This is a genomic window from Streptomyces glaucus, from assembly GCF_039533365.1.
GTDB classification, from domain to species: Bacteria; Actinomycetota; Actinomycetes; order Streptomycetales; family Streptomycetaceae; genus Streptomyces; species Streptomyces glaucus.
The window spans coordinates 166,030-192,531 of record NZ_BAAATK010000005.1 but is presented as its reverse complement, the minus strand read 5'-3'; the positions used below and the strand labels follow the sequence as shown (position 1 = coordinate 192,531).

Sequence of the window (26,502 nt, the reverse complement as noted above, 5' to 3'; positions counted from 1 at the left end):
AGGCGCCTTCGCGGGCCCTCAGCCGGGCCGCGGGGGCCGCTCCAGCCGCCGGGGCAGGGCGGTACGGCCGACCGTCGTCGCCAGCTTCCGCAGCCGGCGCCAGTCCAGGGGCGGCCGGGGCGGCTGCACGCCGGGGCGGCGGCGGGGGACGCGGACCCGCAGGGCGCGCGGCGCGATACGGCAGCGCACCGGCGTGGGCAGGGTGAAGGCCTCGCCGTCGATGCCGACCTCGATCTCCGGCCGGTCGGCCTCGACGACCACCTCGCGGGCGGTGAGGACGGTGAGACTGCCCGCTTCCGGCGCCAGCAGCAGGGCGGCGGCCGCGGCCGCGCTGTCCACCCTGATCCCGAGGACGCCGAGCGCGGCGGAGTCCAGCCGCTCGCGCCGGGCGAACCCGAACGGGTCGCCCGTGCGGTAGGGGTTGTTGCTGACCAGCACGGCCTGCGGGTCGGTGAGCGTCGTCTCCCCCACGCGCACGGTCAGCCGGGGGCCCTGCTGGTGGGTGAGCAGGTCCGGCAGCAGCTCCAGGCTGGTGCCGAGCTTGTCGTCGCGGTAGGAGGGGTGCTGCACGATGGCCGCGTACGCCCCGAAGGACGCGTTGTTGACGAAGGGGTGGCCGTCGGCGAAGCCGAGGTCGACGCGGAGCTCGACGCCGTCGGTGAGCGCGTCCAGGCAGGCGGCGGGGTCGTCGCGGTCCAGGCCCAGGTCCATCGCGAAGTGGTTGCGGGTGCCGGCGCTGATCACCAGGAACGGCAGGCCGTGCTCGGCGGCCACGGCCGCGACCAGCGCCTGCGTGCCGTCACCGCCCGCGACCCCCAGCAGGTCCGCGCCGTCCGCGACGGCGGCCCGGGCCAGGGCGGTGACGTCCTGCCGCTCCTGCGCGTCGAGCAGCACGACGCGCGCCCCCAGCCGCTCGGCCTTCTCCCGCAGCTCGAACCGGGTCACCTTCCCCCCGCCCGACCGGGGGTTCATCAGGAGGAAGGGCCGCTTCGGCGGAGCCGCCCGGCGCTCCCGCACCCGCACCCGGTCGCCGCCGGTGCCCCGCAGGGCGTACCGGCCGCTCCAGACGGCGAGCGCCCACAGCGCCACCGACAGCGGCAGCGCCCAGGCGAGGGTGGCGGCGTACAGGGCGACGACGGCGGCCGGAACGGCCACCGCCAGCCCGGCCGCCGCCCAGCGCACCGGGCCGCGCAAGGTCAGCGCCCACCAGACGGCGGCCGTGGTGACGGGCAGCCCCGCGAAGCCGGCCACCAGGACCAGGACGCCGACCGCACCGCCGTACAGGAGGGGCACGAGCACCGCGAGCACGGCGGCGGCCAGCGCCCCCCTGGCCGCCCACCGCTGCCCCCGGTAGGCCCGCCTGCTGAGGTCCACGTCCCTGCCCTCCTCCGCTCGCCCCGCCTCCTGCGTACAGCTTGCCCGCGCGGGGGAGGGCGACGCCGGGGGAGTGCCGCGCGGGCCGGGAACGCTCCCGCGGCCCGAAGGCCCCGGAAGGGCCCCGGCGGCCCCGTGACCCGCCGCGACGGGCGGCCGCGCGGCACCGACCCGTGCGGACGGCCTTTCGACTGTTCCACGGTCGGCCCGCCGGCGCGGCCGACGCCGTCACCGGCGCCGCCGGGAACCCGCCGCGCGGAGCGGCCCGGCGAGAGCGTAAGGACCGTCACACCGCGTGGGTAAGGGTGAGGCGGCTCCCGCGGACGGTGAAGAATCGGCGGGGGAACGCGGAAGAGGAAAGCGGGGGGTCATGAGCGAGCACTTCGCCGTCGTCGTCCTGGGAGCCGGTCCCGGGGGATACACGGCAGCGGTCCGATGCGCCCAACTCGGGTTGAGCGTCGCGGTGGTGGAGGAGAAGTACTGGGGCGGCGTCTGCCTCAACGTGGGCTGCATTCCCTCCAAGGCGCTGCTGCGCAACGCGGAGCTGGCGCACATCGTGACGACGCAGGCGGACACGTTCGGCATCCGGGCCGAGGGAGCCGTCACCTTCGACTACGGCGCCGCGTACCGGCGCAGCCGCAAGGTCGCCGACGGGCGCGTGTCCGGCGTCCACTACCTGATGCGCAAGAACGGCATCACCGAGTACGACGGGCGGGGCACCTTCACCGACCGGAACACCCTGCGGGTGGACCTCGGCGACGGCCGCACCGAGACGCTCACCTTCGACCACTGCGTGATCGCCACGGGCGCCACCACGCGGCTGCTGCCCGGTACGGCGCTGAGCGACCGCGTCGTCACGTACGAGGAGCAGATCCTCGCCGAGGAGCTGCCGGAGAGCATCGTCATCGCGGGCGCCGGCGCCATCGGCGTCGAGTTCGCCTACGTGCTGCACAACTACGGCGTCGAGGTGACCCTGGTGGAGTTCGCCGACCGGATCCTCCCCCTGGAGGACGCCGACGTCTCCAGGGAACTCGCCAGGAACTACCGCAGGCTCGGCATCGAGGTGCTCACCTCCACCCGGGTGGAGGCCATCGACGACACCGACCCGGCGTCCCCCGTGCGTGTGACCGTCACCCGGGACGGCACCCGGCGGACGCTGGAGGCGGCCCGGGTCATGCAGGCCGTCGGTTTCACCCCGCGCGTCACCGGCTACGGCCTGGAGACCACCGGGGTACGGCTCACCGGCCGCGGCGCGATCGAGGTCGACGGGCGGGGCCGCACCAGCGTTCCGCACATCTACGCCATCGGGGACGTGACGGCCAGGCTGATGCTCGCGCACGCCGCCGAAAGCATGGGCATCGTCGCCGCCGAGACCATCGCCGGCGCCGAGACGATGGAGATCGACTTCCGCATGGTGCCCCGCGCCACCTACTGCCGGCCGCAGATCGCCGGCTTCGGCTACACCGAGGAGCAGGCCCGCCGGGCCGGCTTCGACGTCGACGTGGTCAGGTTCCCGTTCACGGCCAACGGCAAGGCGCACGGCCTGGCCGAGCCCGGCGGCTTCGTCAAGGTGATCAGCGACAGGCGGCACGGCGAGATCCTCGGCGCCCACCTCATCGGCCCCGAGGTCACCGAGCTGCTGCCCGAGCTGACCCTGGCCCAGCAGTGGGACCTCACCGTCCACGAGGTCGCCCGCAACATCCACGCCCACCCGACCCTGGGCGAGGCGGTCAAGGAAGCGGTGCACGGCCTGGCCGGGCACATGATCAACATGTGACGGGGGGCCGCGGTGACCGGCCCCTTCCCCGGCCCCGCCCGCCGGAGAGCCGCCCTCCGTCCGCGGCCGACCCCCGCCCGGCCGTTCCCGGGGGACGGCCGGGCGGGGCGGCGTTCGCTCCTCAGATGTCGCGGAACGTCTCGATCTGCGCCCCGACCGAGTTCAGGCGCTCGGCCAGGTCCTCGTACCCGCGGTTGATGACGTACACGTTCCGCAGCACGGAGGTGCCCTCCGCCGCCATCATCGCCAGCAGGACGACCACGGCGGGCCGCAGGGCCGGCGGGCACATCATCTCGGCGGCGCGCCAGCGGGTCGGACCCTCGACCAGCACCCGGTGCGGGTCCAGCAGCTGCAGCCGCCCGCCGAGCCGGTTGAGGTCGGTGAGGTAGATCGCGCGGTTGTCGTAGACCCAGTCGTGGATCAGCGTCTTGCCCTGCGCGGAGGCCGCGATGGCCGCGAAGAACGGGACATTGTCGATGTTCAGGCCGGGGAACGGCATCGGGTGGATCTTGTCGATCGGCGCCTCCAGCTTGGAGGGCCGCACGGTCAGGTCCACCAGCCGGGTACGGCCGTTGTCGGCGACGTACTCGGGCGAGCGGTCGTGGTCGAGGCCCATCTCCTCCAGGACGGCCAGCTCGATCTCCAGGAACTCGATCGGCACCCGGCGGACCGTCAGCTCCGACTCGGTGACGACGGCCGCGGCCAGCAGGCTCATCGCCTCGACCGGGTCCTCGGACGGCGAGTAGTCGACGTCCACGTCGATGTCCGGCACGCCGTGCACGGTGAGCGTGGTGGTGCCGATGCCCTCGACCTCGACGCCCAGCGCCTCCAGGAAGAAGCAGAGGTCCTGGACCATGTAGTTGGAGGAGGCGTTGCGGATGACGGTGACGCCGTCGTGCCGGGCGGCGGCCAGCAGCGCGTTCTCGGTGACCGTGTCGCCCCGCTCGGTCAGCACGATCGGGCGGCCCGGACGCACGGACCGGTCGACCACCGCGTGGTACTGGCCCTCGGTCGCCGCGATGTCCAGGCCGAACCGGCGCAGCGCGATCATGTGCGGCTCGATGGTCCGGGTCCCGAGGTCGCAGCCGCCGGCGTACGGCAGCTTGAAGCGGTCCATGCGGTGCAGCAGCGGACCGAAGAACATGATGATGGAGCGCGTGCGCACCGCCGCGTCGGCGTCGATGGCCGCCATGTCCAGCTCGGCCGGCGGCACGATCTCCAGGTCGACGCCGCCGTTGATCCAGCGGGTGCGCACGCCGATGGAGTTCAGCACCTCCAGGAGGCGGTACACCTCCTCGATGCGGGCGACCCGGCGCAGCACCGTGCGCCCCTTGTTGAGCAGCGAGGCGCACAGCAGGGCCACGCAGGCGTTCTTGCTCGTCTTCACGTCGATGGCGCCGGAGAGCCGACGACCGCCGACGACCCGCAGATGCATCGGGCCCGCGTAGCCCAGCGAGACGATCTCGCTGTCCAGGGCCTCACCGATGCGGGCGATCATCTCAAGGCTGATGTTCTGGTTGCCCCGCTCGATGCGGTTGACGGCGCTCTGGCTGGTGCCGAGCGCCTCGGCGAGCTGCGACTGGGTCCAGCCGCGGTGCTGCCGGGCGTCACGGATGAGCCTGCCGATGCGTACGAGGTAGTCGTCTGCCATGGGAGTGAGGCTATCTCAGATATGAGATGGCGCCTCCTGGGGGGTCCGTTCGGGTGACAGGACGTCAACGGTGCCTGGTGGAACGGGTGCGACGCCACCCGAAAGGTCCGGGCAAATCCACCGATGTCGTATGACGTCCCGTGCTGCTGTGCGTGTGCCGCGGACCGCTCCTGCCGCCGGTGGTGATGGACCAGGAACGCCTGTTGATGTTCAGGCGCACGCCGGGCAGGATGCGAAAGCTCTTGCGGAACGTGAGGGGCATGGGTGCCTCCCTTCGAGGATCCGTGAACGTACCCGTCGGGTACCCCGACTTGGCGCGCTGATGGCGCAACTCCGGTGGCCCTGTCGCGCGGTGGCCCGCGAGGCCGCGCCGGGGTCTGGGAGGCGGCGCCGGGGCCCGGGGGCGGTGCCGCGGTCCGGGAGGGGTGCGCCGGTCGGGGAGGGGTGCGCCGGTCCGGGCGGCCGTGCCGCCCTCCGGGGCGGCGGCCCGCGGTTCCTCGTCGCGCTCGCGCCGGCCGGGCGGCGCCGCCCGGCGGGAACGGCCGCGGCGCGTGGGCGCGGAGGAGGAGGGTGCGGGCCCGGGCATGACCAGACCGCCCCCATGTACTAGAGTTATCTCGACATCGAGATATCTGCCGAGGCGCACCACAGCCGCCACCTCGGTAAGGACTACCTAACTTAGCCTTACCTTAGCGGATCGGCCGAGACGGCGTGGCGGCAGGATTGCGGTGGTACGCGTACATAAATGAAGGAGACTGTCGTGTCGGCGAACAGCTTCGACGCCCGCAGCACGCTGCAGGTGGGCGACGAGTCGTACGAGATCTTCCGGCTGGACAAGGTCGAGGGCTCCGCGCGCCTTCCCTACAGCCTGAAGGTGCTGCTGGAGAACCTGCTCCGCACCGAGGACGGCGCCAACATCACCGCCGACCACATCCGCGCGCTCGGCTCCTGGGACTCGCAGGCCCAGCCGTCGCAGGAGATCCAGTTCACGCCGGCCCGCGTGATCATGCAGGACTTCACCGGCGTGCCCTGCGTCGTCGACCTCGCCACCATGCGCGAGGCCGTCAAGGAGCTCGGCGGCGACCCGGCGAAGATCAACCCGCTGGCCCCGGCCGAGCTGGTCATCGACCACTCCGTCATCGCCGACAAGTTCGGCACCTCCGACGCCTTCAAGGTGAACGTCGACCTGGAGTACGGCCGCAACAAGGAGCGCTACCAGTTCCTGCGCTGGGGCCAGACCGCCTTCGACGAGTTCAAGGTCGTCCCGCCCGGCACCGGCATCGTCCACCAGGTGAACATCGAGCACCTGGCCCGCGTCGTCATGGTCCGCGACGGCAAGGCCTACCCCGACACCCTGGTCGGCACCGACTCGCACACCACCATGGTCAACGGCCTCGGCGTCCTCGGCTGGGGCGTCGGCGGCATCGAGGCCGAGGCCGCGATGCTCGGCCAGCCCGTCTCGATGCTCATCCCGCGCGTCGTCGGCTTCAAGCTCACCGGTGAGCTCCAGCCCGGCACCACCGCCACCGACCTGGTGCTGACCATCACCGAGATGCTCCGCAAGCACGGCGTCGTCGGCAAGTTCGTCGAGTTCTACGGCGAGGGCGTGGCCGCCACCTCGCTGGCCAACCGCGCCACCATCGGCAACATGTCGCCGGAGTTCGGCTCCACCGCCGCGATCTTCCCGATCGACGACGAGACCCTGAACTACCTGCGCCTGACCGGCCGCTCCGAGCAGCAGGTCGCCCTCGTCGAGGCGTACGCCAAGGAGCAGGGCCTGTGGCTGGACCCGGCCGCCGAGCCGGACTTCTCCGAGAAGCTGGAGCTCGACCTCTCCACCGTCGTGCCCTCCATCGCCGGCCCGAAGCGCCCGCAGGACCGCATCGAACTCGCCCGCGCCGCCGAGCAGTTCAACGCCGACGTGCTCAACTACGTGCAGGCCGGCGTCACCGGCGGCGACGACCGCAAGCCGGGCGTCCCGCAGCAGGAGCAGCCGCACGGCGTCGAGTCCCCGGTCGACGAGGCCAGCGCCGAGTCCTTCCCGGCGTCCGACGCCCCCGCCTACGGCCACGAGGACAACGGCGCCGGCGCCCCGCAGCACTCCGCCGTCGTGCCCGGCCCCGGCCCGTCCAACCCGGTCACCGTCACCGCCCCCGACGGCACCACCTACGAGCTGGACCACGGCGCGGTCACGGTCGCGGCCATCACCTCCTGCACCAACACCTCCAACCCGTACGTCATGGTCGCCGCCGCCCTGGTGGCCAAGAAGGCGGTCGAGAAGGGCCTGACCCGCAAGCCGTGGGTCAAGACCACCCTCGCCCCGGGTTCGAAGGTCGTCACCGACTACTTCGACAAGGCGGGCCTGACCCCGTACCTGGACAAGGTCGGCTTCAACCTCGTCGGCTACGGCTGCACCACCTGCATCGGCAACTCCGGCCCGCTGCCGGAGGAGGTCTCCAAGGCCGTCAACGACCACGACCTCGCCGTCACCTCGGTGCTGTCCGGCAACCGCAACTTCGAGGGCCGGATCAACCCCGACGTCAAGATGAACTACCTGGCGTCCCCGCCGCTGGTCGTCGCCTACGCCCTCGCCGGCTCCATGAAGGTGGACATCACCAAGGACGCCCTGGGCACCGACCAGGACGGCAACCCGGTCTACCTGAAGGACATCTGGCCGACCGAGGCCGAGGTCAACGACGTCGTCGCCAACGCCATCGGCGAGGACATGTTCTCCAAGTCCTACAGCGACGTCTTCGCCGGCGACGCCCAGTGGCAGGCGCTGCCGGTCCCGACCGGCGACACCTTCGAGTGGGACCCGGAGTCCACCTACGTCCGCAAGCCCCCGTACTTCGAGGGCATGACCATGGAGCCGGCCCCGGTCGAGGACATCACCGGCGCCCGGGTCCTGGCCAAGCTGGGCGACTCGGTCACCACCGACCACATCTCCCCGGCCGGCGCCATCAAGGCCGACACCCCGGCCGGCAAGTACCTCACGGAGCACGGCGTCGAGCGCCGCGACTTCAACAGCTACGGCTCGCGCCGCGGCAACCACGAGGTCATGATCCGCGGCACGTTCGCCAACATCCGCCTGCGCAACCAGATCGCGCCGGGCACCGAGGGCGGCTACACGCGGGACTTCACGCAGGAGGGCGGCCCGGTCTCCTTCATCTACGACGCCTCGCAGAACTACCAGAAGGCCGGCATCCCGCTGGTCGTCATCGCGGGCAAGGAGTACGGTTCCGGCTCGTCCCGCGACTGGGCCGCCAAGGGCACCGCGCTGCTCGGCGTCAAGGCCGTCATCGCCGAGTCCTACGAGCGCATCCACCGCTCCAACCTCATCGGCATGGGCGTGCTGCCGCTGCAGTTCCCGGAGGGCGCCTCCGCCGAGTCCCTCGGCCTGACCGGCGAGGAGACCTTCTCCATCACCGGCGTCACCGAGCTCAACGAGGGCACCACCCCGCGCACGGTGAAGGTCACCACCGACACCGGCGTCGAGTTCGACGCGGTCGTCCGCATCGACACCCCCGGTGAGGCGGACTACTACCGCAACGGCGGCATCATGCAGTACGTGCTGCGCAGCCTGATCCGCAAGTAAGCGGCACCGCAGGGCGGTCCAGGGCCGCGTCCCCGTCGCCGGGGACGCGGCCCTTCGCCGTCGCCGGCGCGGACCCCGCCGGATCACCGCCCTCGGCGCGGACGCGGGGCGCGCCCGCCGCGCACCTCCCGCGCCATCCGTTTACAAGCGGGGCGTGGGACGCTACCTTCGCCCCCAAGCGAGGTGGGAGCGCTCCCATCGGTGGACCGGAACACGCCCCCGGGACGCTCCCGCCTCGCGGCGCCGGACGGGCGGGGCCCGTGCGGGCGTGCGGCTGCCGGGCCGCCCGCACCGCCCGTGCTCACGCCGGGCCCGGGCCGGCTCCCACCACCGTCGCCAGCCAGGAGAGCTGGCGGCGCACGTGCACCGCGTCGCCGCCCTCGTGGCCGTTGAACGGGTAGGCGTGGATCTCCTTGCGCGGCTCTGCGCCGGTCAGCTCCCCGTAGCGGTTCCACGCGCCGTACGCCCCGCTCGGCGGGCACACCGTGTCGCGCAGGCCCACCCCGAAGTGGGCCGGGGCGTGGGCGCGGCGGGCGAAGGAGACGCCCTCCAGGTAGGCGAGGGTGCGGTAGGCGGCCCGCTCGGCGCCGCGGTGGACGGCGAGGTAGGCGGTGATCTCGCCGTACGGGCCCGCGTCCGTGAGGTCCAGGGCGCGGCGGATGCCGCACAGCAGCGGGGCGGTGACCAGGACCGCCGCCAGGTCCGGCACCAGGCCCGCGACGGCCAGGGCGAGGCCGCCGCCCTGGCTGTTGCCGACGGCCGCGACCCGGTCGCCCGCCACACCGGGCAGTTCCCGCACCGCGGCGACCGCGCGCACCGCGTCCGTGATCAGCCGGCGGTAGTGGTGGTCGTGGGGCGAGCGCAGGCCGCGGACCGCCGGGCCGGGGCCGCCGGGGGCGGTGGCGTGCGGGTCGGGGGTGTCGCCGCCGCTGCCGTACCGGTCGCCCTGGCCGCGGTTGTCCATCAGCAGGTGCGCGTACCCCGCGGTCACCCAGGTCAGCCGCTCGTGGGGGAGGCCGCGCCCGCGGCCGTAGCCCGCGTACTCGACGACCGCCGGCAGCGGTTCGCGCACCCCGGCCGGCCTGCTGAACCAGGCGCGCACCGGATCGCCCGCGAAGCCGCGGAAGGTCACGTCCCAGGTCTCGGTCAGCCGCAGTCCGTTCGCCACGGGCCGCGCCGACGCCAGCGGGACATACCGCGCGGCCTCCCGCAGGGTGCTCGTCCAGAACTCGTCGAAGTCGGCGGGCTCTTCGAGGGCCGGGCGGTGGCGCTCCAGCTCCGGCAGGGGCAGGTCGAACGCGGGCACGGCGGCACCTCGCAGACGTCTCGGGGCGGGGAAGGACGGGCGGAGCGCGGGGAAAAGGGGGTCGCGACGGCCGATCGTTGCGGCCGCACCCCGGAAAGTTCCGAGTGGCCGGGCGGCCCCTTCATCTCTTCCACCGTCCCGCGGAGTTGATGCCGATGTCCCGCGACCGCCTCGGGCTTCCCGCCCGCACCCCCCATTGACAGCGCTTACCGGCACCTCTAAGTTGCCGCGAAGTTACCGGTAAGAGCTCGAAAGTTTCGGTTCCGCGTCCCCTGCCCGGGAGGCCCGAGCATGAGCATCTCCACCAGGCCGGTTCCACCGCCCGGCGCCCAGGACCCGCCGCCGGCGCGGCCCGGGGCCCGCCGTGCGCGGACACCGGCGCGGACCGGCCGGCGCAGGGCGCTGCGCCGCGACTGGCAGCTGTACTCGCTGGCCGTGCTGCCGCTGCTGTTCTTCCTGGTATTCCGCTACCTGCCGATGATCGGCAACGTGATCGCGTTCCGCCGCTTCGAGCCGGGCGGGTCGATCTTCGGCGAGGAGTGGGCGGGCCTGCGCTATGTGGAGATGTTCCTGACCGACCCCACCTTCTGGCAGGTGTTCCGCAACACCCTGTGGCTCGGCGGACTCACCCTCGTCTTCTGCTTCCCGGTCCCGATCGTGCTCGCGCTGCTGCTCAACGAGGTGCGCAGGCGCTCCCTGAAGCGGTTCGTGCAGTCGGTGTCGTACCTGCCGCACTTTCTGTCGATCGTGATCGTCGCGGGCATCACCCTGCAGATGCTCGCCACGGACGGGCCCGTCAACCACGTGCTGGGCTGGTTCGGGCACGACCCGATCCGGTTCGTCCAGGAGCCCGAGTGGTTCCGCACGATCTACGTCGGCTCGGAGGTCTGGCAGACCGCCGGCTGGGGCACGATCCTCTACCTCGCCGCGCTCACCACCGTCGACGACGACCTGTACGAGGCGGCCCGCATCGACGGCGCGAGCCGCTGGCGGCAGATCTGGCACGTCACCCTGCCCGGCATCCGCCCCACCATGATCACACTGCTGATCCTCGACATCGGCACGTTCATGGCGGTCGGCTTCGAGAAGGTGCTGCTGCTGTACAACCCGCTGACGTACCCGACGGCCGACGTGATCTCCACCTACCTGTACCGCACCGGCGTGGAGTCCAACAGCTTCAGCTACGCCGCCGCCATCGGCCTGTTCGAGGCGGTCGTCGGCCTGGTCCTGATCACGGGCGCGAACCAGCTGTCGCGCCGCACGGCGGGGACGAGCCTGTGGTGAGCGTCGACCGGCCCACCCGCGGCTACCGCGTCTTCCAGAAGGTCAACGGGGTGGTCCTCACCCTCGTCGTGATCGTGACCCTCTACCCCTTCGTCAACATCGTCGCCCGCTCCTTCAGCGGGGAACGGCAGATCAGGGCCGGCGAGGTGACGCTGTGGCCCAAGGGCTTCGATCTCACCACCTACGAGGTCGTCCTCCGGGACGAGATGTTCTGGCGGAACTACGGCAACACCGTGCTGTACACGGCGGTCTCCACCGCCGTCGCCATGGTGCTGACCACCTGTTACGCGTACGTGCTGTCGAAGCGGCAGCTCAAGGGGCGCGGCTTCCTCGTCACCGTCGCCGTGTTCACCATGTTCTTCACCGGCGGGCTGATCCCCACCTACGTGCTGATCACCAGCCTCGGCCTGAAGAACACCGTCTGGGCGCTGGCCCTGCCCAACGCGATCAGCGTCTTCAACCTGCTGGTGATGAAGGCCTTCTTCGAGAGCCTGCCGGCCGAACTGGAGGAGGCCGCCCAGATCGACGGCCTGAGCACGTACGGGATCCTGCTGCGGATCGTGCTGCCGCTGTCCAAGGCGGTCGTGGCGACGATGGTGCTGTTCTACTCGGTGTCCTTCTGGAACTCCTGGTTCGGCGCCTTCCTGTACCTGGACCGGAGCGAGCTGATGCCGGTCACCGTGTACCTGCGCAACCTCATCGCCGGCGCCACCGGCGGCGCCGGCGCGGGTGCCGGCGCCGAGCAGCTCAGCCAGACCGCGGCGAACATCCAGGCCGTGACGATCGTGCTGACCTCGCTGCCGATCCTGTGCGTGTACCCGTTCGTCCAGCGCTACTTCGTCTCCGGCGTGATGCTCGGCGCGGTCAAGGGCTGACCACCGCGCCGCTCCCCGACTGGCCTACGGAACAAGGGAGTGTCCGTGCCCGCAGAGAACCCAGGGAAGCTGTCGCGGCGTCAGGTCCTCGCCGCCGCCGGTTCCGCCGGCCTCGCCGCGCTCACCGGCTGCGGCAGCGGCGACGACGGCGGTGACGCCAAGGACCTGTCGAAGAAGCGGAACGGCGCGATGCGGGAGTACCGCGTCGGACAGCAGTTCAAGGCGACCAGGCCGCTCACCTTCGACGTGCTGCACAACGACAACCCGGTCTACCCGCTCCGGGACGACTGGCTGTTCTGGAAGGAGCTCACCCGGCGCACCGGCGTCACCCTGAAACCGATCGGCGTCCCGCTGAGCGACTACGAGAAGAAGCGCAGCGTCATGATCGGCGCGGGCGACGCCCCCTTCCTGATCCCCAAGACGTACCACCCCTCCGAGACCGCGTTCGTGTCGTCGGGCGCGATCCTCGCGGTCAGCGACTACGTGCACCTGATGCCCCACTTCCGGGACAAGGTCGCGAAGTGGCGGCTGGAGCCGGAGCTGGACTCCATCCGCCAGTCCGACGGCAGGTTCTACCTGCTGCCCGGCCTGCACGAGAAGGTCAGGTCCGGCTACTCGCTGGCGCTGCGCACGGACGTCCTCGGCCGGCTCGGCCTGGACCCGCCCACCACCTGGGACCAGGTGCACGAGGTCTTCAGGGCGATCAAGGAGGAGTACCCCGACCGCTACCCCCTCAGCGACCGCTGGAGCACCAACACCCCCTACCCCGCCGCCGCCCTGATGAGCTATCTCGGCCAGGCGTACGGGGTCCGGGCCGGCTGGTCGTACGACAACATCAGCTTCGACCGGCGGGCGGAGAAGTTCGTCTTCACCGGCGCGACGGACGGCTACCGGCAGATGGTCGGGTACCTGAGGAAGCTGGTCGCCGAGAAGCTGATGGACCCCGAGAGCTTCACCCAGACCGACGACGAGGCGGTGCAGAAGCTGCTGGGCGAGAAGTCCTTCGCGATCAGCGCCAACCCGCAGGAACTGGTGCAGAACTACCGCTACAACCTGGAGAGGCAGGTCGAGGGCTCGGCGATCGAGATGATCCCGGTGCCGCTCGGCCCGGCCGGGCCGGTGGTCCTGGGCGGCGCCCGGCTGGAGAACGGCGTGATGATCGCCGGCAAGGCGCTCCGGAGCGACGACTTCGTCGCGCTGATGCAGTTCGTGGACTGGCTGTGGTACTCGGACGAGGGCCAGCGGTTCGCCCGGTGGGGCGTCCAGGGCGTCACCCACACCCGCTCCGGCGGCGAGTACCGGCTCGAGCCCGGCATCAGCCTCATGGGCTCCGACCCGGACGCGGAGAAGGACCTGCAGAAGGACTACGGCTTCTACAACGGCGTCTTCGCCTACGGCGGCAGCTGGGACCTGGTCTCCTCCATGTTCGGCCCGGACGAGCAGAGGTTCCAGGACGTCATGTCCCGGCGCGAGCAGCTCCCCGTCGACCCGGCCCACCCCCTGCGGTCCGTCGAGCAGGAGCAGGCCTCGCTGTGGGACACGCCGCTCAGGGACCACGTCACCCAGAACACGCTCAAGTTCGCCCTGGGCAAGCGCCCGCTGTCCGAGTGGGACGCGTACGTGTCCGAGCTGACGGCGAAGAACATGCGGCACCTCGTCGACCTGCACAACAGGGCGTACGAGCGCTTCCGGAAGGAGAACGGGTGATCCGCGTCCCCGCCGCGCCGGCCGGCCGCCTGTCCGATGCCTGGCGGTACTGCGTCGGCACCGGCCGCCTCGACCTCGCCCTGCGCCGCGACTACCAGGACTCCCTGGCCCTGGTCCGGCGCGAGATCGGCTTCCGGTACATCCGGGGGCACGGCCTGCTCAGCGACGGCATGGGCGTGCACCGGCCGTACACGTGGCGGGGCGCCCGCCACGTCCGGCACTCCTTCACCTACGTCGACCAGGTCGTCGACGCCCTCCTCGCCCTCGGCGTCCGGCCCTTCCTCGAACTCGGCTTCATGCCGGGCGAACTGGCGAGCGGCGAGCGGACGGTGTTCTGGTGGCGGGGCAACGTCACCCCGCCCCGGGACTGGAAGGAGTGGGCGGAACTGGTCCGCGCGACCATGGCCCACCTCGTCGACCGGTACGGCCTCGACGAGGTGCGCACCTGGCCCGTCGAGGTGTGGAACGAGCCCGACCTGCCCGACTTCTGGCAGGACGCGGACGAGCGGGCGTACCACCGGCTGTACGAGGTGACCGCGCACGCCGTGAAGGAGGTGGACGCCGCCCTCCAGGTCGGCGGCCCGGCGCTCTCGCCGGCCGCGGACGGGTGGCTGGAGCGGTTCGCCGAGTTCGCCGAACGCCGGGACGTGCCCGTGGACTTCGTCTCCCGGCACGCCTACAGCTCCGGGCCCGCGCAGCACGTGCCGTTCGGCACGCACCAGACGCTGGCCCCGGCGAGCGCGCTGCTGGAGCAGTTCGCCGCCCCCCGCGAACGGCTGCGGGGCACCCGGCTGGCCGGGCTCCCGGTGCACATCACGGAGTTCAACTCCTCCTACCGGCCCGACAACCCCGTCCACGACACCGCCTTCCACGCCGCCTACCTGGCCCCGGTCCTGGTCCACGGCGCCGACCACGCCGACTCCTTCTCGTACTGGACGTTCAGCGACGTCTTCGAGGAGACCGGCGTGCCGACCGCCCTGTTCCACGGGGGCTTCGGGCTGCTCACCCACCGGCAGGTGAAGAAGCCGACGTACCACCTGTACGCCTTCCTGGCCCGGATGGGGCGGGAGCTGCTGGCACGCGGCGAGGACCACCTGGTGACGCGGCACGCGGACGGCAGGGTCACCGTGCTGGCCTGGGCGCCGGTCGACGCGAGCGGCGCGACGCCCGGCCCCGGACGGCACCGGCTGCGCCTGTCGGTCCCGGCCGGCCCCGGGGAGGTGTTCGTCCGCCGGTCCACGGTGGACGAGGAGCACGGCAACGCCCGCACCGCCTGGCAGCGGATGGGCAGCCCCCGCTCACCCCGCCCGCACCAGCTCGACGTGTTGCGCGAGGCCGCCGAACCCGCCCGCGACCACCGCCGCCTGCCCGCCGCGGACGGCCGGGTGGACCTGGACCTGACGCTCTCCCGCCACGGGATCGCCCTCGTCGAGCTGGAGCCGGTCGAGGACCAGGCGCCGCCCTGGTGGGACGAGCGCCGCCTGCTCGGAAGGGACCCGGAGTGAGCGCGTCGCGGGCGCCCGCGCCCGCCCGGAGGCGGACCCGGCGGCCCCGGCCGCCCGCGGCCCCCGAGGAGGCCCCGCGGTGACCGCCCCGCCGGCCGTCTTCGGCGCCGGACCCCTCTCCCGCGCCGCCGCCCTGGTCCACACCCTCGTCACGGTCGAGGCCCTGCTGCTCCTCGCCGCCTCCCCGGGCCTGGCCGGCCTGTTCCTGCTCCGCCCCGACGCCGCCCACCTCCCCCTGGCCGCCGGCTGCCTGCTGCCCCTCGGCCCGGCCCTCTCCGCCGCCCTGTACGCCCTGCACCACCGCGGCCGCGACCTCACCGACCTCCACCCGGCCCGCGCCTACGGGCGCGGCTGGCGGCTCAACGCCCTCCCGGCGCTGAAGCTGTGGACCCCGCTCCTCGCCTGGCTCACCGTCATCGCCTTCACCCTCACCCACTTCCCCGCCACGGGCCTGCCCGGCTGGTGGGCGGCGCTGCTCGCGGTGATCGGCGCCGGCTCCCTGCTGTGGGGCGCGCACGCCCTCGTCCTGACCTCCCTGTTCGCCTTCCGCGCCCGCGACACCGCCCGCCTCGCCGCGTACTTCCTGCTCCGGCACGGCCGCGCCACCCTCGCCGCCGCCTCGCTGCTCGTCCTGACGGCCGCGGCGACCGCCCTGCTGACCGAGGCCCTGCCCGCCCTGCTGGCCGCCCCGCTGCTGCTCTCCCTGCTGCACGGCAGCCGCCCGGTCATCGCCGAGACCCGGAAGGACTTCACCGCATGACGCCCACGATCCCCTACGGCGGCGACTACAACCCGGAGCAGTGGCCCGAACAGGTGGGGGAGGAGGACCACCGCCTGTTCACCGAGGCGCGGATCGACACCCTCACCGTCGGCGTCTTCTCCTGGTCCCTCACCCAGCCTGCGCCCGGCGCCTACGACTTCACGGTCCTGGACCGCGTCCTGGACCGCGCCGTCCCGCAGGGGCGGCGGGTCTGCCTGGCGACCGGCACCGCCGCCCTCCCGCCCTGGCTCGCCAAGAAGCACCCCGAGGTCAACCGCACCGACTTCGAGGGCCGCCGCCACCGCTACGGCCAGCGCCACAACTTCTGCCCCAGCGCACCGGCCTACCGCGACCACGCCGCGGCGCTGGCGGAACGCCTCGCCGCCCGCTACGCCGGCCACCCCGCGCTGCTGGCCTGGCACGTCAACAACGAGTACGGCGGCGCCTGCTACTGCGGCCTGTGCGCCGACGCCTTCCGCGCCTGGCTCCGGGACCGGTACGCCACCCTCGACGCCCTCAACGACGCCTGGTGCACCGCCTTCTGGTCCCACCGCTACACCGACTGGGACCAGATCGAGCCGCCGAACGCCCTCACCGAGCACTGGCGCGGCCCCGACCACACCGCCTTCCAGGGCACCACCCTCGACTACTTCCGCTTCACCACCGACGCCCTGCTCGGCTGCTTCCGCGCCGAGAAGGAGGCCATCCGGCGGCACGACGGGGCCACCCCCGTCACCACCAACTTCATGGGCGCCTACCGCCCGCTCGACTACCACCGCTGGGCGCCCCACCTCGACTTCGCCTCCTGGGACAGCTATCCGCCGCTCGACGCCCCGCCCACCCGGCCCGCCCTCGCCCACGACCTGATGCGCGGTCTGAAGGACGGCGCCCCCTTCTGGCTGATGGAGCAGACCCCCTCCACCACCGCCTGCCGGGACGTCAATCCGCTGCGCCGCCCCGGCGAACTGCGCCTGGCCACCTTCCAGGCGATCGCGCACGGCGCCGACGCCGCCCTGTACTTCCAGCTGCGCGCCTCCCGCGGCGCCTGCGAGAAGTACCACGGCGCGGTCATCGGCCACGCGGGCCGCGACGACACCCGCGTCTTCCGCGAGGTCGCCGCCCTGGGAAGGGAGCTGGAGGCCCTCGGCGACGCGACCCTGGGCGCCCGCACGCCGTCGCGCACCGCCCTGCTGTTCGACTGGGACAGCTGGTGGGCCCTGGAGATCTCCGACGGCCCGTCCCGGCTCGTCCGCTACCAGGACGTCGTCCACGCCTACTACCGGGCGGCCCGCACGGCGGGCGCCGACGTCGACGTCGTCCCGGTCACCGCCGACCTCACCCCGTACGACGTGGTCCTCGCCCCCGTCCTGCACATGGTCAAGGGCGATCTCGCCGCCCGTCTGGAGGCCGTCGCCGCGCGGGGCGGCACGGTCCTGGCCACCTTCCTCTCCGGCCGCGTCGACCTCTGCGACCGCGCGTTCCTCACCGACGTCCCCGGCCCGCTCGCCCCCCTGACGGGGGTCCGCGTCGACGAGTGGGACGCCCGCCCGCCCGAGGTCGTCCAGCCGGTCCGGCTGGGGGAGTCGGTCTTCGAGGCCCGCCTCGTCTTCGAGATCGTGCTGCCGCGCGGCGCCGAACCGGTCGCCGTCTACGGCGCCGACTTCTACGCGGGCACCCCCGCCGTCACCAGGAACACCTACGGCGCGGGCGAGGGCTGGTACGTGGCCACCGCCCTCGACCAGCCGGGCGTCGACGCGGTGGTGCGCCGCGTCCTCGCCCGCCACGGCCTCGTCGGCCCCTACGCCGGCCATCCCGCCGTGGAGAGCGCGACCCGTGTCGCCCCCGACGGCACCCGTCTGCTGTTCCTCCTCAACCACGCCCCCGGGCCGGCCCGCCTGACCGCCCACGCCGCCGGCACCGACCTGCTGACCGGCCGGCGCGTCGAGGCGCACGTCCCGCTCACCCTGGACCCGCTCGGCGTCGTCGTGCTGCGCGTTCAGTAGATCCGCCGCCCCCGCCGGTCCGGCACCCCGGACTTGCGGAAGAAATAGCTGTTGACCTGGTCGCGCCACTCGCGGGCGCCGCGCAGCTGCTCCTCGTACCGCTGCGCGGCCCGCGCGTGCCGGGCCGGGTCCATCAGCCCCGCCAGCGAGGCCCACACCGCGCGGGCCCGCTCCACCTCCGCCACGCCCTCGAAGTGCGTGTCGTAGATGTGCTGGATCACCGTCCTCCCGCTGTGCAGCACATGCCCGTACGGCACGTGGTGGAAGAACAGCAGCAGCTCGTCGGGGCAGGTGTCCGGCGACTCGTACAGCCGGGCCCACGGCTCGGCGTACTGCCCCGCGTACCCGGTGCCCGTGGCACGGGAGCGGTCGACGCCGACCCCGTCCCGGTCGGCGAAGTGGTAGGTGCCCCAGGGGCTGTACTCGTACCCGTCCACGCTCGGCCCGTAGTGGTGCCCCGGCTGCACCATGAAGCCCACCCCGAGCGGCGCGGTGTACTTCTCGTACGTCCGCCACGAGCCGTCGAGCACCGCGTGCAGCCCGGCCGCCAGTCGCCCGGGGGCGTCCGGGTGGGTCAGCGCGATCCACTCGTCCAGCAGCGCGCGCGGCTCCGCGTCCGGCTGCCAGGCCAGCCGCCCGAAGGTGTACAGGTTGGCCTGGGCCAGCGGATGCCCGGTCCAGAACGGGTCGTCGCCCGCGTTGGACACCGCCACCAGCCCGCCGCGCGCCAGCTCCCCGACCGGCGTCCGCCCGTCCGGCCGGAACCGCAGCACCTCGCTCCACATCGGCCCCAGCCAGCACACGTGCCGCTGCTGACCGGTGTACTCCTGGGTGGCCTGCACCTCCACCGCGAGCCGGGTGCGGGGCATCGCCCCGATCAGCGGCGAGACCGGTTCGCGCACCTGGAAGTCCATCGGCCCGTGCTTGACCTGGAGCACCGCGTTCGGCGCGAACGCGCCGTCCAGCGGCGTGAAGTGGTCGTGGGCGGCACGGGCCCGGTCGGTGGTGCGGTCCCGCCAGTCCTGGCGGTGGTCGTAGACGAACGCCCGCCAGTGCACGGTGCCGCCGTACGGTTCCAGCGCGGCGGCCAGCGCATTGGCGCCGTCGGCGTGGCTGCGCCCGTAGGCGAACGGGCCCGGCTGCCCCTCCGAGTCCGCCTTCACCACGTACCCGCCGAAGTCGGGTATCGCCTCGTACACCCGCCGCGTGGCCCGCGCCCACCACGCGCGCACCGCCTCCTCCAGCGGATCGGCCGTGGGCAGCCCGCCGAGCACCACCGGCGCGGCGAACGTCACCGACAGGTGCGTCCTGACGCCGTACGGCCGCAACGCGTCCGCGATCGCGGCGACCTCGCCGATCCGGTCGGTGAGCAGGTGCGCCTCGACGGCGTGCACGTTGACGTTGTTCACCGCCACCGCGTTGATCCCGCAGGCCGCGAGCAGCCTGCCGTAGGCCCGCACCCGCTCCAGGTCGCCGCGCGCCCGGCCGTCCGCCCAGAACAGCGACCCGCCCGCGTACCCCCGCTCGACCTGGCCCATCACCGGATGCACGGCCACGTTGTCCCAGTGGTCGAGCATCCTCGAGGCCACCGCCGGGCGGTGCGTCTCGGGCGCCCGCCCGGCGCGGAAGGCGTCCTCGCCGAGCCGGACGACGTGGAACAGGCCGTACAGCAGCCCGGCCGGGCCGGCCGCGGTCACGGTCGTCGTGCCGTCCCGGCGCGCGCAGGTGAACTCCTCGCCCCCGGAGCCGGTCACGGCGAGCACCAGGTCGTACGGCGCCGCGCCCGGCCCGGCGTCGCGTACGACACGACCGCCGAACCGGGCGCAGGCCTCGGCCACCTCCCCGTGCACCGTGTCCACCAGCGGCCCCGAGCCGCGGATCAGGGTCCGCCGGGAGCCGAGCGGCCGGAAGGCGGCCGGCGGCAGCCAGGCCGGGTCGACCCCCTCGGGCGGCACGGGCACGGGAAGCGGCATGTATCCCCCACTCGGTCGCTCAGGCGAGCAGTTCCACCTCCGCCACGGTCGCCTCGCCGTCGAGGACCAGGCGGTACCTGTCGTACGTACCCGGGGACCGCACGGAGAACGCGCGGGTCTGCCGGTCCCAGGCGAAGGACTCGCCGGAGCGCTCGTCCAGCGTCCGCCAGGTGGCCCCGCCGTCGGAGGAACCCTGGAGCGTCCACCCGGCCGGGGCCCTGGCCCGGTCCGCCGACGACGTCAGGGTGTACTGCACGGCCCTGGCCGCCTCGGGCACCGGCAGGTCCACGGCGGTCACCCGCGCGTCCGTGGCCGAGGTGTCGTCGAACAGCGCGCCGTCGCCCGCCAGGACGTCCGCGCGCGGCGCCGGCACCTTGTCGTCCCGGGTGATCGACACGGGCGCGGCGTTCCGGCCCGTGCCCCACGCGGACGGCCGGGGCCCCATGTCGAACTCCAGGACGCCGCCCCTGGCGAGCAGGGAGTGCGGGAGCGACGTGGAGGTCCACTTCTGGCCGTTGACCCGCAGCCCCTGCACGTAGACGTTCCGCGCGCTGTTCCTCGGCGCCTCGACCACCAGGTCCCTGCCGTTGTCCAGGTGGACGGTCGCCTTCTTGAACAGCGGGGAGCCGACGGCGTACTCGCCGCTGCCCATGACCAGCGGGTAGAAGCCCAGCGCGGAGAAGAGGAACCAGGCCGACTGCTCGCCGTTGTCCTCGTCGCCGTGGTAGCCCTGCCCGATCTCGCTGCCGACGTACAGCCGCGACAGCACCTCGCGGACGTTCTTCTGCGTCTTCCACGGCTGGCCGGCCGCGTCGTACATGTACAGCGCGTGGTGGGCGACCTGGTTGGAGTGCCCGTACATGCCCATCCGCACGTCCCGGGCCTCGGTCATCTCGTGGATGACCCCGCCGTAGGAGCCGACGAACTCCGGGGCGGCCGTCTCGGGCGTGGCCAGGTAGGCGTCGAGCTTGTCCGCGAGGCCCTTGCGGCCGCCGTAGAGGTTGGCCAGGCCCCGGCTGTCCTGCGGGGCGGTGAAGGCGTAGCCCCAGCCGTTGGTCTCCGTGTAGTCGTGGCCCCACACGCGCGGGTCGTACGCCGAGGACTCCACCCGCCAGTCGCCCTTCGCGTCCCTGCCCTGGAAGAAGCCGGCCTTCGGGTCGAACAGGTTGACGTAGCCCCGGGCGCGGTTCAGGAAGTACGCGGACTCCTCCCGGTAGCGCTTCTCGCCGGTCTCCGCGTAGAGCTTCCGGCCCATGCGGGCGATGCCGTAGTCGTTGAGGTAGCCCTCCAGCGCCCACGACAGGCCCTCGTGCGTCTCGGTGCTGGTGTAGCCGAGGAAGGGCGAGGTCGCCATGCCCTTGCGGCCCACGCCCGAGGACGGCGGCACCACGGTCGCGTTCTTCACGGCCGCGTCGTACGCCGCCTTCGCGTCGAAGTCGACGCCCTTGACGTACGCGTCCGCGAACGCCACGTCCGAGGAGGTGCCCGTCATCAGGTCCGCGTAGCCGGGGGAGGACCAGCGCGAGGTCCAGCCGCCGTCCTTGTACTGCTGCACGAACCCGTCGACCAGCTCACCGGCCTGCTCCGGGGTCAGCAGGGAGTACGCCGGCCAGGTCGTCCGGTAGGTGTCCCAGAAGCCGTTGTTGACGTACACCTTGCCGTCGACGATCTTCGCGCCGGTGTGCGTCGGGGTGTCCGGCTGCGGCATCCTCGAGAAGGGGGAGGCGTACTTGTACGTCCCGCCGACCTTCTCGAAGCCCGAGTTCGGGTACAGGTACAGCCGGTACAGGCTGGAGTACAGCGTGGTCAGCTGGTCCGGCGTGGCGCCCTCCACCTCGACCTTGCCGAGCAGCCGGTCCCACTGCTTCTGGGCGTGCTTGCGCACCGCCTCGAAGGAGGTGCCCTCGGGGATCTCCTGGCGCAGGTTGTCCTCGGCCTGCTCGACGCTGATCAGGGAGGTCGCCAGCCGCAGCGTGACCGTGCGGTCCTCGCCCGCGTCGAAGCGCAGGTGGCCCTTGACGCCGTCGGCGGAGCCCCCGGTGACCGGCTTGTCGAACGCGCCGTACACGAACAGCCGGGTCGCGCCCGTCGACAGCCCGGACTTCACGTCCGAGTAGCCGGTGACGACGCCGTCGTCCTGGTCCAGGGTCAGCCCCGCCTGGTCGGTGACGTTGTCGAACAGCACGCTCGCGTCGTCGCCGGGGTAGGTGAAGCGGAGCACCGCCGCGTGGTCGGTGGGCGTCATCTCCGCTTTCAGGCCGTTCTCGAACCGCACCCCGTAGTAGTACGGGCGCGCGGTCTCGTTCTCGTGCCGGAACGCCAGCTCCCGGGCCTCCCGGCCGGTGTCCGGAGTGCCCCGCGCGGCCGACGGCATCACCTGGAAGGTCTGCCGGTCACCCATCCACGGGCTCGGCTCGTGGCTCGCGCTGAACGCCTGGATCGTCGGCAGGTTGTCCGCGTTGTTGCCGCGCGCGTAGTCATACAGCCAGCTCAGCGACCCCGCGTTCGTCACCGGCGTCCAGAAGTTGAAGCCGTGCGGCACGGCGGTCGCGGGGAAGTTGTTGCCGCGGGAGAACGCGCCGCTGGAGTTGGTGCCCCGGGTCGTCAGGGCGTAGTCGGACGGGTGCGCCTTCGGCCGCTCCGGCGCCGCCCGGTCGAGCACGACGTCGTCCAGCCAGCCGCGGAACTTCGCCGGGCCCTCGGGGGAGTCGTAGGCGACCAGGATCCGGTCGACCGTCTTTCCGGCGGCGACCGACCCGATGCGGGAGACCACGTTGTTCCACTGGTTGACGTACAGCACCTTCGCCGCGCCCTGTCCCCGCGGGGTCAGGGCGAACCCGTGCTGGTCCGTCGCCCCCAGCCCGCTCAGGTACGTGCCGTCGGTGAAGGCCAGGTCCACGGCGACGTCGGTGGCGGCGTAGTCCCGGTCGCCGTCCGCCATCGACGGGAAGATCCGGTACGACAGCCGGGTGTCCCGGCCGACCGCCACGTTCACGTCGAAGACCTTGTTGTACGAGTACGCGCGCCCGTTCGCCGTGTGCCGTCCGGCGTACCGCAGGGCCCGCTTCCCGGTGAACCCGGCGCCCGACTTCGCGGTGGGGGAGCCGCTCGGGCCGCGGTCGACCAGGGAGAGCATGTCCTGCGGCACCGGACCGCCGCCGCCGGCCGTGGCGAACTGCACGTCGGCCAGCTGCAGGATGTCCCCGCCGTTGTTCTTCTCCACCTCCAGCCGGAAGTGCCGGAACTCGGCCGGCTCGGCGAGGTCGTACGTCCGCGTCTGGAACCGCTCGGGGAACGACTCGCCCGAGCGGGAGTCCAGCGTCCGCCACTGCGTGCCGTCCGCGGAGCCCTTCAGGGTCCAGTCCGCGGGGTCGCGTTCGGCGTGGTCGTTGGCCGACGTCAGCGCGTACCGGGCTATCCGGGCCGGCGCGTCCAGCTCGAACTCGGCCCACCCGGTGGGTTCGAAGGTCAGCCACTTGGTGCCGGGCTCGCCGTCGGCGAGGTTCTCCTTCACCTCCCCGGCGCCCGTGTTCTCCCCGCTGGCCCGCACCTGCGTGACGTGGTCGGTGACGTTGCCCGGGATGCCGCTGCTGTACCCGCCGTCCACGCCCGCGGCCCGTTTGCCGCCGCCCGGTGCCTCGTCGACGGTGTTCAGCCAGTCCGGAGCCGGATCGTCCGTCTCGAAGGAGGAGGCGAACTCCCGGTCGGCGGCGTCCCGCGCGGCGGGCAGGGCGACCGCCGCGCCCTGCGACCCCGCGGCCAGAGCGAAGGCGACCGCCAGTGCGGCCGCCGTGCCCCATCTGTGGCGGGCTCTGTGGCGAGCCCCGTGGCGAACTCTGTGCTGCATGTGCTGATGACCCTCCCCGCACGTGGGACAACGTTGTCAACTTCGTGCGCAAGGACCAGTAGTGGGCCAAGTGGCAAGCGCTGTCAAGAGTGTTGACCGCGGCTCACGTGCCCCGTGGTGCGGATTCGTCCGGCGGGCGGTATGCGGACGGCTCGTATTTCCGCGAGGTCTCAACTCGGAAAAGACAAACGGCCAACCATGTATTCGATCTTGCTCCGTCGGCGGAAAGTGGACTATACCTGTCGGCAATTCATGTGATCCGCGCCATCGGCCCGTCCGTACGATCCGCAAGGCCCCCGCACGACCCTGCTTGACCCGACCGCGGTGCCGGGAAGGATCCGGTTCACCGCCCGAGCTCCACTTCGGAAGGCGAGGACTTGAGCATGGGATCCACTTCCGGTGAGAACCACGAATCCGCGGGCGTCGGCCGCCGTGATCTGATCAGGCGGTCCGCCGCGCTCGGCCTGGTCTCCGTGCCCGCGACGAGTTTCCTGTCCGCGTGCGCCAGCAGCGGCGGAGGCGGCGAGGACAAGGCGGAGTCGGGCGAGAGGACCGCGAAGAACCCACTGGGCGTCAACGACGGCGCCCGGATGGAATTCGTGCTGTTCGACGGCGGATTCGGCACGGAGTACGCCGAGGACGCCGTGAGGATCTACGAGAAGAACTTCCCCCGGGCCGAGGTGAAGTTCTCGGCCACCCAGAAGATCCAGTCCACGCTCCAGCCGCGGTTCAACCAGGGCAACCCGCCCGACCTCATCGACAACTCCGGCGCCGAGCAGATGGACATGGGCGTCCTGGTCGGCAAGAACCAGCTCGCCGACCTCACCCCGCTGCTGGACGCGCCGTCCTACGACGACCCGGACAAGAAGGTCCGCGACACGCTGCGCCCCGGCATCGTGGAGATGGGCCGGTTCGACGGCGAGAAGGTGTGGGTCCTCTACTACGCCTACACGGTCTACGGCGTCTGGTACTCGCAGAAGGCCCTGGACGCGCTGGACGAGCAGTACCCGCAGACCTGGGACCAGATGCTCGCCGTGTGCGCGAAGGCCAGGAAGAAGGGCATGGCGGGCTGGACGTACGCGGGCAAGTACCCGTACTACATCCCCTTCTCGCTCTACCCGATGATCGGCAAGGTCGGCGGCCGCGAGGTCCTCGACGCCATCGACAACCTGGAGCCGAACGCCTGGAAGCACCCGGCGGTCAAGGCCTGTTTCGAGGCCTACTACGAGCTCTACCGGAAGGGCTACGTCCTCAGGGGCACCCCGGGCCTGGACCACATCCAGTCGCAGACCGCGTGGGCCCGGGGCAAGGCGCTGTTCCTCCCCAACGGCTCCTGGGTGGAGAACGAGTCCGCGAACGTCATCCCGGCCGACTTCGGCCTCGCCGTCTCCGCGCCCACCGGCCTCGGCTCCTCCGACAAGCTGCCCTTCGGCACCCTGTGGGCCTCCGGCGGCGAGCCCTTCGTCGTCCCCGCCGGGGCGAGGAACGGGGCGGGCGGCATGGAGCAGCTGCGCATCATGCTCGGCGAGGCCGCCTCGAAGAACTTCACCAGCAAGGTCAAGTCGCTGACCGCCTTCGACGGCGGCACCGACGGCATCACCCTGACCCCGGGCCTGAAGTCCGGTGTCGCGGCGCTGGAGAAAGCCGGTGACAACGTGGTCAACCCGCGCATCCAGGACTGGTACGTGCAGCTCCAGAAGGAGAAGATCGGGGTGGCCGGCCTCGGCGAGATGATGGCCGGCCGGCTCACCCCGGCGGAGGCCGTCAGGAAGATCCAGGGCTTCGCCGACGAGACCGCCAGGGACACGTCGATCAAGCACTACAAGCACGCGTGAGGATCCGTCACCGGGGCCTGCCCGGCCTGTCCCCGCCGGACGGGACCGGGCGGCACCCGCGCGCAGATCGGGGTCGGTAGCGATGCAGCACGGCAAGTACCGGTTCATCGCGGGGTTCCTCGCGGTTCCCCTGGGGCTGTACGCGCTTTTCGTCGTCTGGCCGTTCATCCAGTCGATCTACTACTCGTTCACCGACTGGACCGGCCTGAGCCCCGAATTCGAGATGGTCGGCTTCGGCAATTACGAGCGGATGCTGGACGACGAGATCTTCTGGAAGTCGTTGCGGCACAGTCTGCTGTTCGCATTGGTGCTGCCGCTGGTGACCATCGCCCTGGCGCTGTTCTTCGCCTTCATGATCAATGCGGGCGGCCGGAAGAGAAAGGGCGGCCCCGCCGTCACCGGTGTCCGGGGCGCCTCCTTCTACCAGATCGTCTATTTCTTCCCGCAGGTCCTGTCGATCGCGATCGTCGCCCTGCTGTTCGCCTTCGCCTACAACCCGGACAGCGGGGCGGTCAACTCCCTGCTGCGCGGGATCGGGCTCGACGGCGTCCAGCCGCTGTGGCTGGGGGACCCGGACCTCGCGCTGTGGTGCGTGATGGCGGTGCTCGTCTGGTCCACCGTCGGTTTCTTCGTGGTCCTCTTCTCGGCGGGCATGGCCTCCATCCCGGCGGAGCTGTACGAGGCCGCGCTGCTGGACGGGGCGAACCGCGTCACCACCTTCTTCCGGGTCACCCTGCCGCTGCTGTGGGACACCGTGCAGTCCGGCTGGGTGTACCTGGGGATCCTCGCCCTCGGCGCCGAGTCGTTCGCGGTCGTGCAGATCATGACGACCGGGCCCGGCGGTCCCGATTACTCGACCACCGTCATGGTGCTGTACGTGTACCAGAAGGCCTTCCGCGACGGTCAGGCCGCCTACGCCACCACCATCGGCGTCGCCCTGCTCGTCGTCACGCTGGCCTTCGCCGCCGCGGTGATGCGGCTGGGCCGGCGCGAGCGGCTGGAGTACTGAA

The 26,502-nt window shown here is 72.1% G+C and carries 16 protein-coding genes; 10 read left to right on the top strand and 6 right to left on the bottom strand.

Going from position 1 to position 26,502, the window contains the following annotated elements:
- Positions 1-18 precede the first annotated feature (18 nt).
- The gene (locus ABD363_RS06020; RefSeq protein WP_344600350.1) at positions 19-1,374 is read right to left on the bottom strand and encodes a diacylglycerol/lipid kinase family protein; all 1,356 of its coding nucleotides are present in this window, start codon (positions 1,372-1,374) and stop codon (positions 19-21) included.
- Positions 1,375-1,744: 370 nt separating this feature from the next.
- Between ABD363_RS06020 and lpdA the strand changes: the two genes are divergently transcribed.
- Positions 1,745-3,151, top strand: a complete 1,407-nt coding sequence (lpdA, locus tag ABD363_RS06015) for a dihydrolipoyl dehydrogenase (protein WP_344600348.1) — start codon at positions 1,745-1,747, stop codon at positions 3,149-3,151.
- A 121-nt stretch (positions 3,152-3,272) separates the two neighbouring features.
- Here lpdA and ABD363_RS06010 read toward each other — a convergent pair whose 3' ends face one another.
- Entirely contained in the window at positions 3,273-4,802 is a 1,530-nt protein-coding gene (locus tag ABD363_RS06010; protein WP_344600346.1) for a helix-turn-helix domain-containing protein, read from the bottom strand.
- 64 nt (positions 4,803-4,866) lie between these two features.
- Entirely contained in the window at positions 4,867-5,064 is a 198-nt protein-coding gene (locus tag ABD363_RS06005; RefSeq protein WP_344600344.1) for a DUF4236 domain-containing protein, read from the bottom strand.
- A 498-nt stretch (positions 5,065-5,562) separates the two neighbouring features.
- Between ABD363_RS06005 and ABD363_RS06000 the strand changes: the two genes are divergently transcribed.
- Entirely contained in the window at positions 5,563-8,397 is a 2,835-nt protein-coding gene (locus ABD363_RS06000) for an aconitate hydratase (RefSeq protein WP_344600342.1), read from the top strand.
- A 301-nt stretch (positions 8,398-8,698) separates the two neighbouring features.
- On the opposite strand, the gene ABD363_RS05995 is transcribed toward ABD363_RS06000, so the two are convergent.
- Positions 8,699-9,703 carry an acetylxylan esterase gene (locus ABD363_RS05995; protein WP_344600340.1) on the bottom strand — a complete coding sequence of 335 codons (1,005 nt, stop codon included), beginning with the start codon at positions 9,701-9,703 and terminating at the stop codon, positions 8,699-8,701.
- 291 nt (positions 9,704-9,994) lie between these two features.
- Here ABD363_RS05995 and ABD363_RS05990 point away from each other — a divergent pair, with 291 nt between their 5' ends.
- The 6 genes from ABD363_RS05990 (at position 9,995) to ABD363_RS05965 (ending at position 17,837) form a co-directional block, all read left to right on the top strand.
- The gene (locus ABD363_RS05990) at positions 9,995-10,987 is read left to right on the top strand and encodes an ABC transporter permease (protein ID WP_344600338.1); all 993 of its coding nucleotides are present in this window, start codon (positions 9,995-9,997) and stop codon (positions 10,985-10,987) included.
- A complete protein-coding gene (locus tag ABD363_RS05985) occupies positions 10,981-11,862 on the top strand; it encodes a carbohydrate ABC transporter permease (protein ID WP_344600336.1) in 882 nt (293 codons plus the stop codon). The genes ABD363_RS05990 and ABD363_RS05985 overlap by 7 nt, the downstream gene beginning before the upstream one ends.
- A 45-nt stretch (positions 11,863-11,907) precedes the next feature.
- Positions 11,908-13,569 carry an ABC transporter substrate-binding protein gene (locus tag ABD363_RS05980; protein ID WP_344600334.1) on the top strand — a complete coding sequence of 554 codons (1,662 nt, stop codon included), beginning with the start codon at positions 11,908-11,910 and terminating at the stop codon, positions 13,567-13,569.
- A complete protein-coding gene (locus ABD363_RS05975; protein ID WP_344600332.1) occupies positions 13,566-15,074 on the top strand; it encodes a GH39 family glycosyl hydrolase in 1,509 nt (502 codons plus the stop codon). The genes ABD363_RS05980 and ABD363_RS05975 overlap by 4 nt, the downstream gene beginning before the upstream one ends.
- A 79-nt stretch (positions 15,075-15,153) precedes the next feature.
- On the top strand, positions 15,154-15,834 hold the full coding sequence (locus ABD363_RS05970; protein ID WP_344600330.1) for a hypothetical protein: 681 nt from the start codon (positions 15,154-15,156) through the stop codon (positions 15,832-15,834).
- Entirely contained in the window at positions 15,831-17,837 is a 2,007-nt protein-coding gene (locus tag ABD363_RS05965) for a beta-galactosidase (protein ID WP_344600328.1), read from the top strand. Before ABD363_RS05970 ends, ABD363_RS05965 begins: the two co-directional genes overlap by 4 nt.
- Here the strand turns inward: ABD363_RS05965 and ABD363_RS05960 are convergent.
- Together ABD363_RS05960 and ABD363_RS05955 are read right to left on the bottom strand one after the other, a co-directional pair.
- Complete coding sequence (locus ABD363_RS05960) at positions 17,831-19,810, bottom strand: alpha-glucuronidase (protein ID WP_344600326.1); 1,980 nt, start codon at positions 19,808-19,810, stop codon at positions 17,831-17,833. The genes ABD363_RS05965 and ABD363_RS05960 overlap by 7 nt on opposite strands.
- A 19-nt stretch (positions 19,811-19,829) precedes the next feature.
- On the bottom strand, positions 19,830-23,657 hold the full coding sequence (locus tag ABD363_RS05955; RefSeq protein ID WP_344600324.1) for a GH92 family glycosyl hydrolase: 3,828 nt from the start codon (positions 23,655-23,657) through the stop codon (positions 19,830-19,832).
- Between the two features lie 383 nt (positions 23,658-24,040).
- Between ABD363_RS05955 and ngcE the strand changes: the two genes are divergently transcribed.
- Positions 24,041-25,492 (top strand): N-acetylglucosamine/diacetylchitobiose ABC transporter substrate-binding protein, encoded by a 1,452-nt coding sequence (ngcE, locus tag ABD363_RS05950; RefSeq protein WP_344600323.1) that lies wholly within the window; start codon positions 24,041-24,043, stop codon positions 25,490-25,492.
- A gap of 82 nt (positions 25,493-25,574) precedes the next feature.
- Positions 25,575-26,501, top strand: a complete 927-nt coding sequence (locus ABD363_RS05945) for a carbohydrate ABC transporter permease (RefSeq protein WP_344600322.1) — start codon at positions 25,575-25,577, stop codon at positions 26,499-26,501.
- The last annotated feature ends 1 nt before the right edge of the window (position 26,502 follow it).